Source organism: Agrobacterium sp. 22-210-1 (assembly GCF_053522525.1).
Window position 1 is genome coordinate 423,405 of sequence record NZ_JBNWCI010000001.1, and the last position, 14,482, is coordinate 437,886.

A 14,482-nucleotide genomic window follows, 5' to 3' on the forward strand; every position below is an offset into this window, starting at 1 on the left:
CCCGAGGATCTGCCAACGTATTGATTTCATTCGACGTGATTAGATCCTCGGCACAGGGCCGAGGATGACGTTGAGAGAATGCGCACCCTTCACGATTCACGGCAAGGGGACTGCAGCCTGCACGGAAATTCAAACCGGACAGTAGTGGGACAAGCCCGAGGATGTCTTAGAGTACGGCGTCAACGTTCTCGCGAATCAACGGCATTATACCCGCTCCGCATCCCCCACCAGAAGCCCGATGCCAGCCATCAGCGCATCCTCATCATAAGGCTTCCTGATCACCGGCACGTTGCCGAATTCGTCCGGCACCATGCTGCCATCCGCATAACCGGTGGCGAAGAGGAAGGGGACGCCGCGGCGGTGGAGTTCACGGGCGACGGGGATCGAGGTGTCGGAACCGAGATTGATGTCGAGGATGGCGACGTCAGGCATGTAGCTCTTCAGCTTTTCGATCGCCATCGCCGATGAGGTTGCCGTTTCGATCGTCTTGATGCCGTTGTCTTCCAGCATGTTTTCGACATCCATGGCGATCAGCATCTGGTCTTCGACGAGCAATATCTTCAACGGTTCCTCCCGATTGTAACGTCTGGCCTGCGGCGCGATTTCTTCCTCGGTTTTTGCGGTGGAAGCCGCCGTGGCCGATGAAACGTGGCGGGAGGGCAGGACAATGTCCGCCTCCAGCCCGTCCGGCAAATATCGCATCGTGCTGCGTCCGCCGAGATCGTAAGGAATGCTGCGACTGATGAGCGCCGTGCCGAAACCGGCGCGCGACGGCGTCGGCAGCTTGGTCGGCAGGGTTTCACGCCATTGAATTTCGCAATCGCGGTTCTCGTTGACATCCCAGTGTACGTGCAATTGCCCGCCGGTCTGCGAAAGCGCACCGTATTTAGCGGCATTCGTCGCCAGTTCATGCAGAACCAGGGCCATGACGGAGAAAGCGCGCGAATCAAGCGTGATCTGCGGGCCTGCAAGTTTCACCGCCGTTTCCGGCGAACGATGCGGCGACAGTTCAGCTTCCAGCAGATCGCGCAACGCGCCACCGCCTTCACCGCGAATGATCTGGTCATGGGCGAATGACAGCGCCTGAATGCGACCCTTCAAGGCGGTGACATATTCCTGCAGCGTCTTGCCCTCCTGCGAGGGATTGCCGACCAGCGATTTGATGATGGCCAGAACATTCTTAACGCGGTGATTAAGCTCCTCGTTCAGCATGCGCTGGCGCACTTCCGCTCGCTCCCTTTCCCCGGCCATCAGCTCGCTGTGATGGAAGGCGACCTCGACAAGCGCAATCCTGGCCGCTTCGGCAATTTCCCGGTCGGCTTCCGACCAGGGTTGTGCCTGCAGGCGAACGGTTTCTTTCCAGATTGCAAAGCTCTTGCGGGGGGTGAGACGGTCACCTAACGGCCCGGTCTCATAGGATTTTTCGGGATTGCCTGCCCAGTTCAGATTTTGCACGATCTCCTTGCGGAAAAACAGCAGGTAGTCGTTCTTGACCTGCGACAACGGAATGGCGAGCATCCCGGCGGCGGTGCCGGCATAGATTTCCGTTTCCGGTATGGCTTGCGACATGGCATGGGTGGCCCAGACCTTACCTTCCGAAGCCGAGGCGACAAAGCGCGCCAGCCGTGGAATGGCATCCTGTGGCGGCGTTGCGCCATGGCCGTGCCAGTTGTTGCCGACCCAGAGCCCGACGCCATCGCAGGGCATCAGATCGGCGAAATCCTGGAAACTGTCGATCAGCAATTCTTCGATGTTGGTGTGATGGGCGGCAAGCCGCAGGAAGCGGTCAAGTGCTGCATGGGCGTGGTTGACGGTATCGAGCCGGCGTTTCTGCTTCAGAACCTGCAAATGCATGGAGAAAAACTCTCCGAACATTTCGGCGGCGATCCTGACCGGCATTGTCAGCACGCGCGGAGAATAATGGTGACAGGCGATGAGGCCCCAGAGAGCACCATCGACAATCACCGAAATCGACATCGAGGCGCCGACACCCATGTTGCGAAGATATTCGCAATGGATGGGCGAGACGCTGCGCAGATGCGCGAAGGACAGATCGAGCGGTTCGCCGGAGGCATCGAAAGCGGGCAGGATGGCAACGCGCGCGCCGCTGGCATTGGAAATGATGCGCAGCGTGTTCTTGAGATAAAGCGCCCGGGCTTGCTGCGGTATGTCGCTGGCCGGAAAATATTGTCCGAGAAAGCTTTCCAGTTCCGGCTGCTTTGCCTCCGACACCACCTTGCCGGCCCCGTCATCCTCGAAACGGTAGATCATCACCCGGTCATAACCCAACGTCGCCTTTATCAGCCGGGTCGTTCTTGAAATCAGGCTTTCGACGCTGTCAGCCTCACGGATGCGATCCACCATCTTGCGCGCCGTGCCAAGCGGCTGCGTTTCGCTTTGCGATGGTTCGAACTCGATGATGGTGGTGGATTTGTAGCGGTGCAGAGCAATATCGAAGCTGCGGCCATCGCTCATCTGCATGTTGGGCAGCATGGCGGGGCGCGTGGTTCTGCCGGTTACAGTCAGCGCGTTGCGAAGATCGTGGACGAGGTCTTTCCCGAGCACCTCTTCGGCAGTCCTGCCGTTCAGATCGCCCTCAATGCCCAGAATGTCGCGGCAGTTTTCCGAATGACGCAGAACCATGCGCAGGGAATTGTCGCAGGCGATCAGACAGCCATGCGGTTGAATATAACCTGGAATGTGGATGGGTTCGCGATCGCAATTGGTCAGGTCGACTTGATAGTCAGTGGATGCCATGAATACGTCTTTCGCACCCTGTGCCTGGCTTGGTACTTGTCTTGCGCTGAAAATATTCTGTTCGTCGAGGGACGGGGAAGCCTGAATAGTTCATTCTGATATTGCCAACCCTTCCCCGTTTTCTTGCAACCGTGACGCCGCTTTTCCGTTAGTTGTTACGGCCCGCCGTCACGTTATTGTTTTATCTCTACCCCCATCGGGTAGAATTTGACATGGCGTAACGTTTGCAACGCCGATTTTGTTCCAGCCTGTTTGAAAGAAAAAATGTGCCGCAGAAGACAATAACCATCGCCACCCATGGGCAGGGGCTCTACGAGTTTACATCGGAGGCCAAGGGTTTCGTGAGAGAGAGCGGCGTGGACGAAGGCTTGCTGACCGTCTTTGTGCGGCATGCATCCTGCTCGCTGCTTATCCAGGAAAATGCCGATCCGGATGTCCGGCGCGATCTCTCGGTGTTTTTCTCCCGCCTCGTGCCGCCTTCGGACGATGCCTCGATGCGCTGGGTCACCCACACGCTGGAAGGCCCTGATGATATGCCTGCCCATATCAAATCGGCACTGACTGCGGTTTCGATCGGCGTGCCGATCGGGCAGGGCAGGCTTGCACTTGGCACCTGGCAGGGGATTTATCTTTTCGAGCACCGCGACCGGCCGCACCGCCGCGAAATCGTGCTGCATATTTCCGCCTGATCTTCCGTTAGGGAATGTGTGTTTTCCCGTTAATAACAATGAACCCCTGCTGAACATGCGGTTCTGTTAATATTCAGACGGGTGGGGCTAGGGTCTCGTCAATCGCTGAGGGACGTTCCCTGCCGGCGAAGAACAAATGGAGTGAGTTCATGTTCAACACCTTCGCAAAAGCCGGCCTTGCCGCTCTCATTGCCTTCGGCGGCATCTCCGCCACCGCTCCTGCGGCTTCGGCTGGCTCGGATGTTCAGTTCAGAGTTCAGGTTCAGGATGGCTATGGCCATGACAGAGGCCGCGGCTGGGGTCGTCCCGATCGCCCGCGCTTTGGTTGCTCGCCGCGCTTTGCGGAAGAAAAGGCAAGCCGCATGGGTCTTCGCCGTGCCCGCGTTGTTGATGTGTCGCCGCGCCGCGTTGTGGTTGCAGGCTTCGACCGTCGGGGCCGTGACCGCATCGTCTTCGCCAATGAGCGTGGCTGCCCGGTCATCCGCCGCTAAAGCGGACAATATCGATCCGGTGACATCCCCGTCCGCCGGATGGATAAAAAATGCCCCTCGCTTGTCCGGAAAGGCAGGCGAGGGGCATTTCTTTTTTAACCGGCCGATGGCCGGATTTTAAGAATGGGCGAGAGGCGACACGCAGGTGCCGCCCCTCCATTGTTCTTACTGGTCGAGGGCGAAGGTGACGTTGACCACCACGCTGTAATTGTTCTCACCCGAAGCGATCGGCACGCTGTCGGCTTCCTTCATCATCGAAGCGCGCATCGCGCCGGCTGGCATCGGCATCGGGCGCTGCGAGTTTTCGCTGATCTGAATGACGCGGCCGAGCTTCACGCCTGCCGCTTCCGTCAGCGTTTTTGCCTTGGCGATAGCATCGGCCACGGCCTGCTTGCGGGCCTCGGTAACAGTGGCTTCGGGCTTGTCATTGGTGAAGGTGATATCGCCGCCCTGATTGATACCAAGCTTGACGGAGGTATCGAGGATCGCGCCGAGCTTCTTCAGGTCGCGCACCCGCACAGTCAGGCCGTTGGAAACCTGATAACCGGTGATCTCAGGCGCGACATAAACGCCGTCCTTCGGCTCATAATGCTTGTAGAGCGGCTGTACCGAGAAATTGCTGGTCTGCAGATCCCGGTCTTCGATGGCGGCTTCTTTCAGCGCTTTGAGAACATCGGCGAGCGCCTTGGAATTCTCCGTGAGCGCGGCAGCTGCCGTCTCCGCCTGCTTGACGACGCTGAAGGAGAGAATAGCCATATCAGGGGCAATGGCAGCCTGGCCTTCGCCGGAAACACTGATGGTGGCTTCGCGCGGGGTGGCGTCCTGCGCAAGCACCTGGCTTGCCAGCGGCACCATTGCTGCTGCGGTCAAAGCGGTGAGTGCGAAAAGGCGGGCCTTTTTTGTCGTCATGGTGTTTCCTCGTTGATTGTGTCCCTTTGCAGGGTATTGCCTTAGATTGTGTAGCTAATACGGCGGCGCTGCCTTGCGGAAGCATCAATGGCTTGTCGGGCTATAAAAATTACGTTAGAGCGTGACCCACCGGATTCGAGCCATTGCGAAACCGGTATTTCGGATCACCTTGTTCCGATAAGGGCCTGTAGCTCAATGGTTAGAGCCGGCGGCTCATAACCGCTTGGTTGGGAGTTCGAGTCTCTCCAGGCCCACCATTTTTCTTTTATATTTCGAATGAAAATGAAGAAGCGAAAGTGTGACGCAACTCGCAGGCTGTCGGCGCATGTACCCTGTATCGCGGTTTTGGAATTTTGACACCAGAAATCGGAATTAACGCATTTTCGAAAAGCTCTGACAATCTTGCTTCGATCTGAAGTATGATTCTCATACGCTGCCTTAATAAGTCGGGCGCGCGGTTCAACGAACGGTATGGAATTTTCCCAGGTGAGGCTATAGCTTTCCCCAGCGTATTACTTGCTATTGATGGAGAAATGCCGATGTCAAACGAAAATAACGAATTCCATAATGCCGCGCACCTTTCGCATATAACTCTTAATTTGCAAAAACCGCTCTCCATCTTTGTTCCTACTCTTTATAGATACCTGCCTAAGCAGTACGTCGAAAGCTTTTTCGATACTGGATCTTTTAGGGTTTCATGCTTCCGACAGTTCTATAAACACACCAACGAACAGCAAGGTGATAAGTCTGAGGGCACAGCCATGCTATTGATCAATGATAAGAAAGCAGACTTGTCGTTTGGCGCTTTCGCGGAGCTGGGACAACACGCCTATATTTCGAGCTTTACATCACGAATGAACAAGCTTGATAAAGTTTTTGGCGACGCCGTAATTGAGATTTTCGAACCCCTTGGCTTTCTCGCGGAGATCGCCAATGACTTGCCTGGCTCCGAGAATGCGATGATCGGACCCTGCGTCTACGCTGAAAGGCGCATCTTGCAGAGTATGAAGGGTGCTACAGATATCAAGTCTCTCCAGGATGGCAACGGCAACGTCGTAATGGAAAAGATACTCGAAGTGTCGAATTCGATATCTGGTCCTAAGGTCTACTTCCTTAAAGAGAAAAAATACGAGGACCAAGCGGAATACCGAATGATTTGGGAGAACCATCGTGAGGTTAAAGAACCTCTAATTGTGACAATCCATAACCCGCAACGCTTCTGCAGATGGATCAAGGTGTAGTTGTCACAAGTGCTCCATCAAGGATGGTTGTATCGCCGGCTTCAATCCTTCTATCCTACTGACCCGAAAGCTCACTACGCAACCGTCAAAAACTAGTTTTCTGTTAGTCCGGCTCGCCTCATGGGGCAAGCCGGATCAAGACGATTCGCGGTCAGTTACAAACCCGCATGCTTTCGGTGTGCCAGCCACCGTCATAGGAATTGGGAACGCGACGGTCTTCGAACCAGCAGCGCGGGCGGGGCGGCGGCGGGGGTTCGTAGTAGCGGGGGGCGTTGTTGTTGCCGTTGGCGATGGCGCCGCCGATCAGGCCACCGATGACGCCTGCGGCAAGGCCGCCGGCGATTGCTGCGCCATCATTGTGGCGGCGGTGTTCGCGGTAGGGCGGCGGGGGTGGGCCGCCACGGTCATAACCACGGTCGTAGCGCGGACGATAGGGATAATCCTGCGCGGCAGCGGTGCCGTAGGATGCGAAGACGCTGCCGGTGGCGACCAGCGCGGCAAGGGTGGAAAGAGTGATCTTTTTCATCGGGGGCTACTCCATAAGCCTGCCTTGGGAGATAGAGGCTCATTATGCCCGCATGATGGCACGGGTCTGCTGAACGGTTTGTGAATGTTTCGTTGTTGAGGGGTTCATGTTTTTAGCATCGCTAAAGTCGGCAGGTTGAGGCGGGCATTGTTCTTCTGGCCAAGAAAAAGCCCGGCGAAGGGCCGGGCTTTTTCACGCTGAAGCTGGTTGGACAGGATCAGAATTTCACGCCGAGACCCACCTTGACGGTGTGCTGGTCGAAATCGGTATTGACGCCGAAAATGTCCTTGTCGCCATAATCGTTGTAGCGATATTCCAGCCGGCCGAACACATTGTCGGTGAAGGCGTAGTCGAGACCCGCGCCAACGGTGAAGCCGTTGAACGTGGTGCTGTCCTTGCCGGCGCCGGGGGTTTCGATGAAACCACGTGTGGCTGTCCAGCCGGCCGTGCCGTAGAGCAGGGCGCGGTCGAAGGCATAACCGACGCGGCCGCGGACGGAGCCCTGCCAGTCGGTGCCGATCTGCACGCCGGCATAGTCATTGTCATTCCAGTTATAATCGACGTCTCCTTCGATGCCGACGACGAAATTATTATCGAACTGGTAATTGTAACCGGCAAAGGCACCCAGAATGCCGCCATCGAAATTATCCGAAGCGACGGGACCGCCAGCCGAAAAATCGCCATTCGCCCAGCCCGCGCCGCCTTGAATACCAAGATAGGGGCCAGACCAGGTGAAGACCGGCAGGGTTTCCTGCGCGACCGGAGGTGCCGGCGTTTCGTAGACGGCATCCGCGGCCATTGCGGTGCTGGCCGAAAGGGCCAGAAGTGACGTTACGATCAACGTTTTCATCGTTATTCTCCCTGAGCTACTGTCGTCTATAGCATATATTAGTCGCATTTAATATGGTCTCGGGCCTGGCAGTTCCAAGAGGCGCTGTGTCCTCCGGTGTTCTTGACTGTCGTGCCCGGATCGCGGCGTTTTTTCTCGCCCCGCCATGCTGTTGTGATGCGGCGAACGTCTTCAGCGGTGTTTGGTTCCCTTTGTCTTTCCGTCAGCGGGCCGGCGAACTGGCTGTCCGGTGTCACGCTTGGTTGTCTTGACAGCGGGGGGCACGACCATAGAGTTGTGCCTGTCCGTGGCAGGACCGCCGCTTCGGCGCTCCAGCCGCTTCACATCGGAAAGGATGTGGTGAGCGGTTGAAACGTCGCTATCACGCCGGGTCGCCATGGACGGAAATGGGTAAGGGAGGGCAGGATCGCATGCGGGTTTGTTTTTATGAGGGAGGGGCGACGTGATCGTCGGAGCCGTTCTCAGTGCCGTTCTTCTTCTGACCCTCATCGCATTTCCGCGGCATCTCAAACCCGTCGTCATCTGCCTGCTGCTGATCTGGGGGGCGACCGCTGCCTTTGTCATTTATGACTGGTGGCGCGGCAGCCAGCGGCTCGGCCATGTCATTGCGACAGCCAGTTTCGATGCCGCCTGCCCGGATCCGGCTTTGCCGATTCGCGTCAGTTTCCGCAACGACAACAATGTCGCGGTACAGCGCCTGACCTATACGCTCGAAGGGTTCGAGCCCGCCTTTCGCGCTTCCGTCGCCTTTGATCCCTATCAGGTCAACGAAAGGCGCATCGAGGCGGGGGAGACTTTCGCCGCATGCCGCGCTTTCCGGTTGCGCAACAATGAAAGAGTGGAACCCCAACGGCTGGAATGGCGCGTTACCGTTATTTCGGCTGAGTTTGATTGAACCAGCGGTCGCGGGTGCGGCCATCACGGCATTTTGAAAACTCCACCTCTGCCGCGCAGCGGCGTGAAAACCCTTGCGGTGCAGCGGATCTGTGCGGGCCGTCAGCCGATTGCCTGCCAAGCGGCTGCCTGTTTGGCCGGTGGCGGACTTGTTTTTGCCGGTTTGCAATGCCATCTCGCCACCGTCCGATGAATGTCGCGGGTTGATGTTTTGCGTATTATTTTGAAGTTTCTGAAAATCACGGCCATCGGCCTTGTCGGCCTGCCGGTTCTGGCGGGCGCACATATGGGTATCGGCCAGCTGACCGGAAATTTTCATGAGGTCATCCCCGGCGAACTTTATCGTTCAGCCCAGCCGAGCGGCAAGGATATCGCAACCTATGCAAAGGCTTACGGCATAAAGACCATCATCAACCTGCGCGATGAAAAGCGCGAGGGCTGGTATGACGCCGAAAGCCAGGCGGCGAAGAAAAACGGTATCCGGCTGGTCGATTATCCGATGAGTTCAAGCGAAAAGCTTTCGCCGCAAGATGCGGAAACGCTGGTGGCCGTGCTGCAGAATGCGGAAAAACCCATCCTTATCCATTGCGAACACGGCGCCAACCGCACGGGGCTTGCCTCGGCAATCTATGTGGGAGCCGTGGCCGGCAAGGGCGAGGCGGCGGCCGAATTCCAGCTTTCGCCCTATTACGGGCATGTGCCGATCCCGGGGATCGGCCGATATGAGATGTACCAGTCCTGGGATGATTTTGAGGAAACCATCGGGTTTTGAGGGTTGCTTTATACGCGACGTCATCCTCGGCCCTGTGCCGAGGATCTAACCACGTTGCGTCCGGCAGATAGGTTGCAGATGCTCGGGACAAGCCCGAGCATGGCCGCAACGCGCCTCAATAATCCCCGCCGGTTTCCGCAATCACCTTCGTCAGGCTTCCCGTGGCCGGGAAAAGCGGGATGAGGCAGGCCTGAAGCGCGTGGTAGATATCGCCCTTGCCGGGGAACAATGTATGCGCCGGAACCAGATTTTCCGTCAGTTCCTCGTGCCAGCCGCCATTGTCATGGTCGATGAAGTTGTTGGAGATGGTGCTCCAGATGCGGCGATAGCTGTCTTCGTAAAAGGGGTCCGCCGGCAGGTTTTCGTTCAGGAAGTGGGCAGCACCCGCCGCCTCGCACATCGGCCACCAGAGCTTTGCCGTCTTGTCCGGATTGTCGTTCCAGTCGAGCGTGTAAAAGAAGCCGCCCTTTTCCCGGTCCCAGCCGAGCGCCATGGATTGCACGAATAGCGATTTTGCGGCCACCGGCATCCAGTCGTGGCGGCGCTCGCCCAGCACCCACAATTGCAGGATGAGACGTGCCCATTCCAGCCAGTGGCCGGGGGTGGAGCCGGAGGGGCGGAACATTTCGTTGCCGCGATACTCCTTGTCCAGCGTCCAGTTCTCGTCGAAATGCTCCGGCACGCGGAAGTCCAGTTCGCCGGCGCGGCGGCGGATGACGAGATCGGCGATGCGTTCGGCCTTGCTGAGATAGTTGCTGTCGCCTGTCGCCTCATAGGCGGCCATCAGCGCTTCGGTCAGGTGCATGTTGGAATTCTGGCCGCGATAATTATCGATGGGCGACCAGTCGCGGTTGAATTCCTCGGCGATGGCGCCGTGTTTTTCTTCCCAGAAGCGGGTTTCCAGCACCTCGGTAATATCGGCCAGCATCCGGTCGGCCAGCGGATGCCCGACGGTCTTGGCGGAAGAGGCGGCCAGAAGCACGAAGGCATGGCCGTAACCCTGCTTGGTGGCGTCCACCGGGCCGGCATCGTTCACCTGCCAGAAATAACCGCCATGCTCACTGTCACGGTGTTTGTTCCAGAGATAGGTCATGCCGTGGTCGACGATATCGCCGCAGCCCGGGCGGCCGAGCAGATGGCCGATGGAGAAGCAATGCACCATGCGGGCCGAGGCGTGGATGCCGCGCACGGGGTCATTTTTCTGCAGCGGCGCGCCCTTGGGATCGAGGTCGAAAAAGCCGCCGGCGGAATTCACGGCGCGATACTGGAAGAAATCGAAAAGTCCTTCGGCCTGTTTCACCAGCCATTGGCGGTGCCAGGGAAGGGTGTTCCAGTTGCGGCTGTTGTGATCTTCCTCGGGCATTTCGTCCTCCATGCGGTTCGCTGCCTTGGCTTATATCCTTGCCGTATAAACCTGTCATCTGTCAGTGAAATTTCGTAGTCTGCCGCAACGACGCAAAGCTATGCCTGTCCCTTGAAGATATATTGACATAAACATATCTTTATGTGACTTGACGGCTTGCGATCTTGCAAATCGAAATGAGGAGTGTGCCCGTGTTTGACGACCTGTTTGGCCCTGAAGGGGCAAAGCGCGACGGCGCGGAAATTTTCAAGGCGCTGCGCGAGGCCGCAAGCGAACGCATCCTCATTCTCGATGGCGCCATGGGCACGCAGATCCAGGGGCTGGGTTTTGACGAAGACCATTTCCGTGGCGACCGTTTTATCGGCTGTGCCTGTCACCAGAAGGGCAATAACGACCTTCTGATCCTGACCCAGCCGGATGCAATCGAGGAAATCCATTATCGCTACGCCATGGCGGGTGCGGATATTCTCGAAACCAACACGTTTTCGTCGACGCGCATTGCGCAGGCCGATTACGAGATGGAAAATGCCGTCTACGACCTCAACCGCGAGGGCGCAGCGATTGTCCGTCGTGCCGCCCAGCGCGCCGAGCGGGAGGACGGCCGCCGCCGTTTCGTGGCGGGCGCCATCGGCCCCACCAACCGCACGGCCTCCATTTCGCCTGATGTCAACAATCCCGGTTATCGCGCCGTCAGTTTCGACGACCTGCGTATCGCTTATGGCGAGCAGATCGATGGTCTGATCGACGGCGGCGCCGATATCATCCTCATCGAGACGATCTTCGATACGCTGAACGCCAAGGCGGCGATCTTCGCCTGCGAGGAGCGTTTCGAGGCCAAGGGCATTCGCCTGCCGGTGATGATCTCGGGCACGATCACCGACCTTTCCGGCCGCACGCTTTCCGGCCAGACGCCGTCCGCGTTCTGGAACTCGGTGCGCCACTCCAACCCCTTCACCATCGGCCTGAACTGCGCACTGGGTGCGGATGCCATGCGTCCGCATCTGCAGGAACTGTCCGACGTGGCAGATACCTTCGTTTGCGCCTATCCCAATGCCGGCCTGCCGAATGAATTCGGCCAGTACGACGAAACGCCGGAGATGATGGCGCGTCAGGTGGAAGGCTTTGTCCGCGACGGTCTCGTCAACATTGTCGGCGGCTGCTGCGGCTCCACGCCGGAGCATATCCGGGCGATTGCGGAGGCTGTCAAAGGTTACAAGCCGCGCGAAATTCCCGAGCACAAGCCCTTCATGTCGCTTTCGGGTCTCGAGCCTTTCGTGCTGACCAAGGATATTCCCTTCGTCAATGTCGGCGAACGCACCAACGTCACCGGCTCGGCCCGCTTCCGCAAGCTCATCACCGCCGGTGATTATACGGCGGCGCTGGCTGTTGCCCGCGATCAGGTTGAAAACGGCGCGCAGATCATCGACATCAACATGGATGAGGGCCTGATCGATTCCGAAAAGGCGATGGTGGAATTCCTGAACCTCATCGCCGCCGAGCCTGATATCGCCCGTGTGCCTGTGATGATCGACAGCTCCAAGTTCGAGATCATCGAGGCTGGCCTGAAATGCGTTCAGGGCAAGTCGATCGTCAACTCCATTTCGCTGAAGGAAGGCGAGGAGAAGTTTCTCCAGCAGGCGCGGCTCGTCCACAATTACGGTGCGGCCGTCGTGGTCATGGCCTTTGACGAGGTCGGGCAGGCGGATACCTATCAGCGCAAGGTGGAAATCTGCTCACGCGCCTACAAGCTGCTGACCGAAAAGGCCGGCCTGTCGCCGGAAGACATCATTTTCGACCCGAATGTGTTCGCCGTGGCGACGGGCATCGAAGAACATAATAATTACGGGGTGGACTTCATCGAGGCCACCAAGACCATCCGCGAAACCATGCCGCTGACGCATATTTCCGGCGGTGTTTCCAACCTGTCCTTCTCCTTCCGCGGCAACGAGCCGGTGCGTGAGGCGATGCATGCCGTGTTCCTCTACCATGCTATTCAGGTCGGCATGGATATGGGCATCGTCAATGCCGGGCAGCTTGCTGTCTATGACAATATCGATGCCGAACTGCGCGAAGCCTGCGAGGATGTGGTGCTGAACCGTCGCGATGATGCGACGGAGCGCCTGCTTGAAGTGGCGGAGCGTTTCCGTGGCACGGGCGCCAAGGACACCAAGGTGCAGGATCTTTCCTGGCGCGAGCTTGCCGTCGAGAAGCGGCTGGAACATGCGCTGGTCAATGGCATTACCGAATATATCGAAGCCGATACGGAAGAGGCACGCCAAAAGGCTGCCCGTCCGCTGCACGTCATTGAAGGGCCGCTGATGGCCGGCATGAACGTGGTCGGCGACCTGTTCGGCTCGGGCAAGATGTTCCTGCCGCAGGTGGTGAAATCCGCCCGCGTGATGAAGCAGGCGGTTGCCGTGCTGCTTCCCTACATGGAAGAGGAAAAGCGCCTGAATGGCGGCTCCGAGCGCAGTGCCGCCGGCAAGGTGCTGATGGCGACCGTGAAGGGCGATGTGCACGATATCGGCAAGAACATCGTCGGCGTCGTTCTCGCCTGCAACAATTATGAGATCATCGATCTCGGCGTCATGGTGCCGACGACGAAAATCCTGGAAACGGCGATTGCCGAAAAGGTGGATGTGATTGGTCTTTCCGGTCTTATCACGCCCTCTTTGGACGAAATGGTGCATGTGGCCGCCGAAATGGAGCGGCAGGGTTTTGACATTCCGCTCTTGATCGGCGGCGCGACGACCAGCCGGGTGCATACGGCGGTGAAAATCCATCCGCGTTACGAGGCGGGGCAGGCGATCTATGTGACCGACGCCTCGCGTGCGGTGGGTGTTGTCTCGGCGCTTCTCTCCGCCGAGCAGAAGCCTGCTTATATCGATGGTATTCGCAGCGAATATGCCAAGGTGGCGGAAGCCCATGCCCGCAACGAGCGCGAAAAGCAGCGTCTGCCGCTTTCCCGCGCCCGTGAGAATGCGCACAAGATCGACTGGTCGAGCTACAGCGCCGTCAAGCCGCAATTCTTCGGCACCAAGGTGTTTGAGACCTATGATCTGGAGGAGCTTTCCCGTTACATCGACTGGACGCCGTTCTTCCAGACCTGGGAATTGAAGGGCCGTTTTCCGGCGATCCTTGAAGACGAAAAGCAGGGCGAAGCGGCACGGCAGCTTTATGCCGATGCACAGGCAATGCTTGCGAAGATCATTGAGGAAAAGTGGTTCCGGCCGCGGGCGGTGATCGGCTTCTGGCCAGCCAATACGGTGGGCGACGATATCCGGCTGTTCACGGATGAAAGCCGAGGCGAAGAACTCGCCACCTTCTTCACGCTGCGCCAACAGCTTTCCAAGCGCGATGGACGCCCGAATGTGGCGCTGTCGGATTTCGTGGCACCTGTCGATAGCGGCGTTGCCGATTATGTCGGTGGCTTCGTGGTGACGGCAGGTATCGAGGAAGTGGCGATTGCGGAGCGTTTCGAGCGGGCGAATGACGATTATTCGTCCATTCTCGTCAAGGCGCTGGCCGACCGTTTCGCGGAAGCCTTTGCCGAGCGCATGCATGAGCGGGTGCGCAAGGAATTCTGGGGTTATGCACCGGAAGAGGCTTTTGCCGGCGATGAACTGATTGGTGAAGCCTATGCCGGTATCCGCCCTGCACCCGGCTATCCGGCGCAGCCTGACCATACCGAAAAGAAGACGCTGTTTGCCCTGCTCGACGCCACCAATGCGGCGGGTGTGGAGCTGACGGAAAGTTATGCCATGTGGCCGGGCTCCTCCGTCTCCGGCATCTATATCGGCCATCCCGAAAGCTATTATTTCGGTGTCGCCAAGGTGGAGCGGGACCAGGTTCTCGACTATTCGCGCCGCAAGGATATGCCGGTCACAGAGGTGGAGCGCTGGCTCGGGCCGGTACTCAACTACGTGCCGACAAATGGCGCGGAGGAAATAGACAGCGCGGCGTGATGTTTCGAGCGTTGCTGCAACAAAA

11 protein-coding genes and 1 tRNA gene are annotated in these 14,482 nt (G+C 58.1%); 7 read left to right on the top strand and 5 right to left on the bottom strand.

Going from position 1 to position 14,482, the window contains the following annotated elements; all coding sequences use genetic code 11:
* Nucleotides 1-204: 204 nt before the first annotated feature.
* Nucleotides 205-2,757, bottom strand: a complete 2,553-nt coding sequence (locus ACQZ5F_RS02085; protein WP_448731012.1) for an HWE histidine kinase domain-containing protein — start codon at nt 2,755-2,757, stop codon at nt 205-207.
* 266 nt (nt 2,758-3,023) lie between these two features.
* Here ACQZ5F_RS02085 and ACQZ5F_RS02090 point away from each other — a divergent pair, with 266 nt between their 5' ends.
* Together ACQZ5F_RS02090 and ACQZ5F_RS02095 are read left to right on the top strand one after the other, a co-directional pair.
* Nucleotides 3,024-3,446: a secondary thiamine-phosphate synthase enzyme YjbQ gene (locus ACQZ5F_RS02090; protein ID WP_225339098.1), complete on the top strand. Its 423-nt coding sequence runs from the start codon at nt 3,024-3,026 to the stop codon at nt 3,444-3,446.
* A 149-nt stretch (nt 3,447-3,595) separates the two neighbouring features.
* Complete coding sequence (locus ACQZ5F_RS02095; protein ID WP_046798013.1) at nt 3,596-3,937, top strand: hypothetical protein; 342 nt, start codon at nt 3,596-3,598, stop codon at nt 3,935-3,937.
* A 165-nt stretch (nt 3,938-4,102) separates the two neighbouring features.
* On the opposite strand, the gene ACQZ5F_RS02100 is transcribed toward ACQZ5F_RS02095, so the two are convergent.
* A complete protein-coding gene (locus ACQZ5F_RS02100) occupies nt 4,103-4,846 on the bottom strand; it encodes an SIMPL domain-containing protein (RefSeq protein WP_225339099.1) in 744 nt (247 codons plus the stop codon).
* Nucleotides 4,847-5,027: 181 nt separating this feature from the next.
* On the opposite strand from ACQZ5F_RS02100, the gene ACQZ5F_RS02105 reads away from it, so the two are divergent.
* Nucleotides 5,028-5,103, top strand: a tRNA-Ile gene (locus ACQZ5F_RS02105).
* Nucleotides 5,104-5,385: 282 nt separating this feature from the next.
* Nucleotides 5,386-6,087, top strand: coding sequence for a hypothetical protein (locus ACQZ5F_RS02110; RefSeq protein WP_448731011.1), 702 nt, complete (start codon nt 5,386-5,388; stop codon nt 6,085-6,087).
* A 151-nt stretch (nt 6,088-6,238) separates the two neighbouring features.
* On the opposite strand, the gene ACQZ5F_RS02115 is transcribed toward ACQZ5F_RS02110, so the two are convergent.
* Together ACQZ5F_RS02115 and ACQZ5F_RS02120 are read right to left on the bottom strand one after the other, a co-directional pair.
* Entirely contained in the window at nt 6,239-6,613 is a 375-nt protein-coding gene (locus tag ACQZ5F_RS02115) for a hypothetical protein (RefSeq protein WP_448731010.1), read from the bottom strand.
* A gap of 217 nt (nt 6,614-6,830) precedes the next feature.
* Nucleotides 6,831-7,463, bottom strand: coding sequence for an outer membrane protein (locus ACQZ5F_RS02120; RefSeq protein WP_052818041.1), 633 nt, complete (start codon nt 7,461-7,463; stop codon nt 6,831-6,833).
* Between the two features lie 442 nt (nt 7,464-7,905).
* On the opposite strand from ACQZ5F_RS02120, the gene ACQZ5F_RS02125 reads away from it, so the two are divergent.
* Both ACQZ5F_RS02125 and ACQZ5F_RS02130 read left to right on the top strand, forming a co-directional pair.
* Complete coding sequence (locus tag ACQZ5F_RS02125) at nt 7,906-8,358, top strand: hypothetical protein (RefSeq protein ID WP_225339101.1); 453 nt, start codon at nt 7,906-7,908, stop codon at nt 8,356-8,358.
* 210 nt (nt 8,359-8,568) lie between these two features.
* Nucleotides 8,569-9,129: a dual specificity protein phosphatase family protein gene (locus ACQZ5F_RS02130; protein WP_052818352.1), complete on the top strand. Its 561-nt coding sequence runs from the start codon at nt 8,569-8,571 to the stop codon at nt 9,127-9,129.
* A gap of 115 nt (nt 9,130-9,244) precedes the next feature.
* Here ACQZ5F_RS02130 and ACQZ5F_RS02135 read toward each other — a convergent pair whose 3' ends face one another.
* Nucleotides 9,245-10,504: an AGE family epimerase/isomerase gene (locus ACQZ5F_RS02135; protein WP_448731009.1), complete on the bottom strand. Its 1,260-nt coding sequence runs from the start codon at nt 10,502-10,504 to the stop codon at nt 9,245-9,247.
* 179 nt (nt 10,505-10,683) lie between these two features.
* On the opposite strand from ACQZ5F_RS02135, the gene metH reads away from it, so the two are divergent.
* Nucleotides 10,684-14,457, top strand: coding sequence for a methionine synthase (gene metH, locus ACQZ5F_RS02140; RefSeq protein ID WP_062654270.1), 3,774 nt, complete (start codon nt 10,684-10,686; stop codon nt 14,455-14,457).
* The last annotated feature ends 25 nt before the right edge of the window (nt 14,458-14,482 follow it).

What these genes read in the sequence shown, in the direction of transcription:
- ACQZ5F_RS02110 (WP_448731011.1), top strand. Translation starts at nt 5,386, where the DNA reads ATGTCAAACGAAAATAACGAATTCCATAATGCCGCGCACCTTTCGCAT.
- ACQZ5F_RS02085 (WP_448731012.1), bottom strand. Translation starts at nt 2,757, where the DNA reads ATGGCATCCACTGACTATCAAGTCGACCTGACCAATTGCGATCGCGAA.
- ACQZ5F_RS02120 (WP_052818041.1), bottom strand. Translation starts at nt 7,463, where the DNA reads ATGAAAACGTTGATCGTAACGTCACTTCTGGCCCTTTCGGCCAGCACC.
- ACQZ5F_RS02135 (WP_448731009.1), bottom strand. Translation starts at nt 10,504, where the DNA reads ATGGAGGACGAAATGCCCGAGGAAGATCACAACAGCCGCAACTGGAAC.
- ACQZ5F_RS02115 (WP_448731010.1), bottom strand. Translation starts at nt 6,613, where the DNA reads ATGAAAAAGATCACTCTTTCCACCCTTGCCGCGCTGGTCGCCACCGGC.
- ACQZ5F_RS02095 (WP_046798013.1), top strand. Translation starts at nt 3,596, where the DNA reads ATGTTCAACACCTTCGCAAAAGCCGGCCTTGCCGCTCTCATTGCCTTC.
- ACQZ5F_RS02100 (WP_225339099.1), bottom strand. Translation starts at nt 4,846, where the DNA reads ATGACGACAAAAAAGGCCCGCCTTTTCGCACTCACCGCTTTGACCGCA.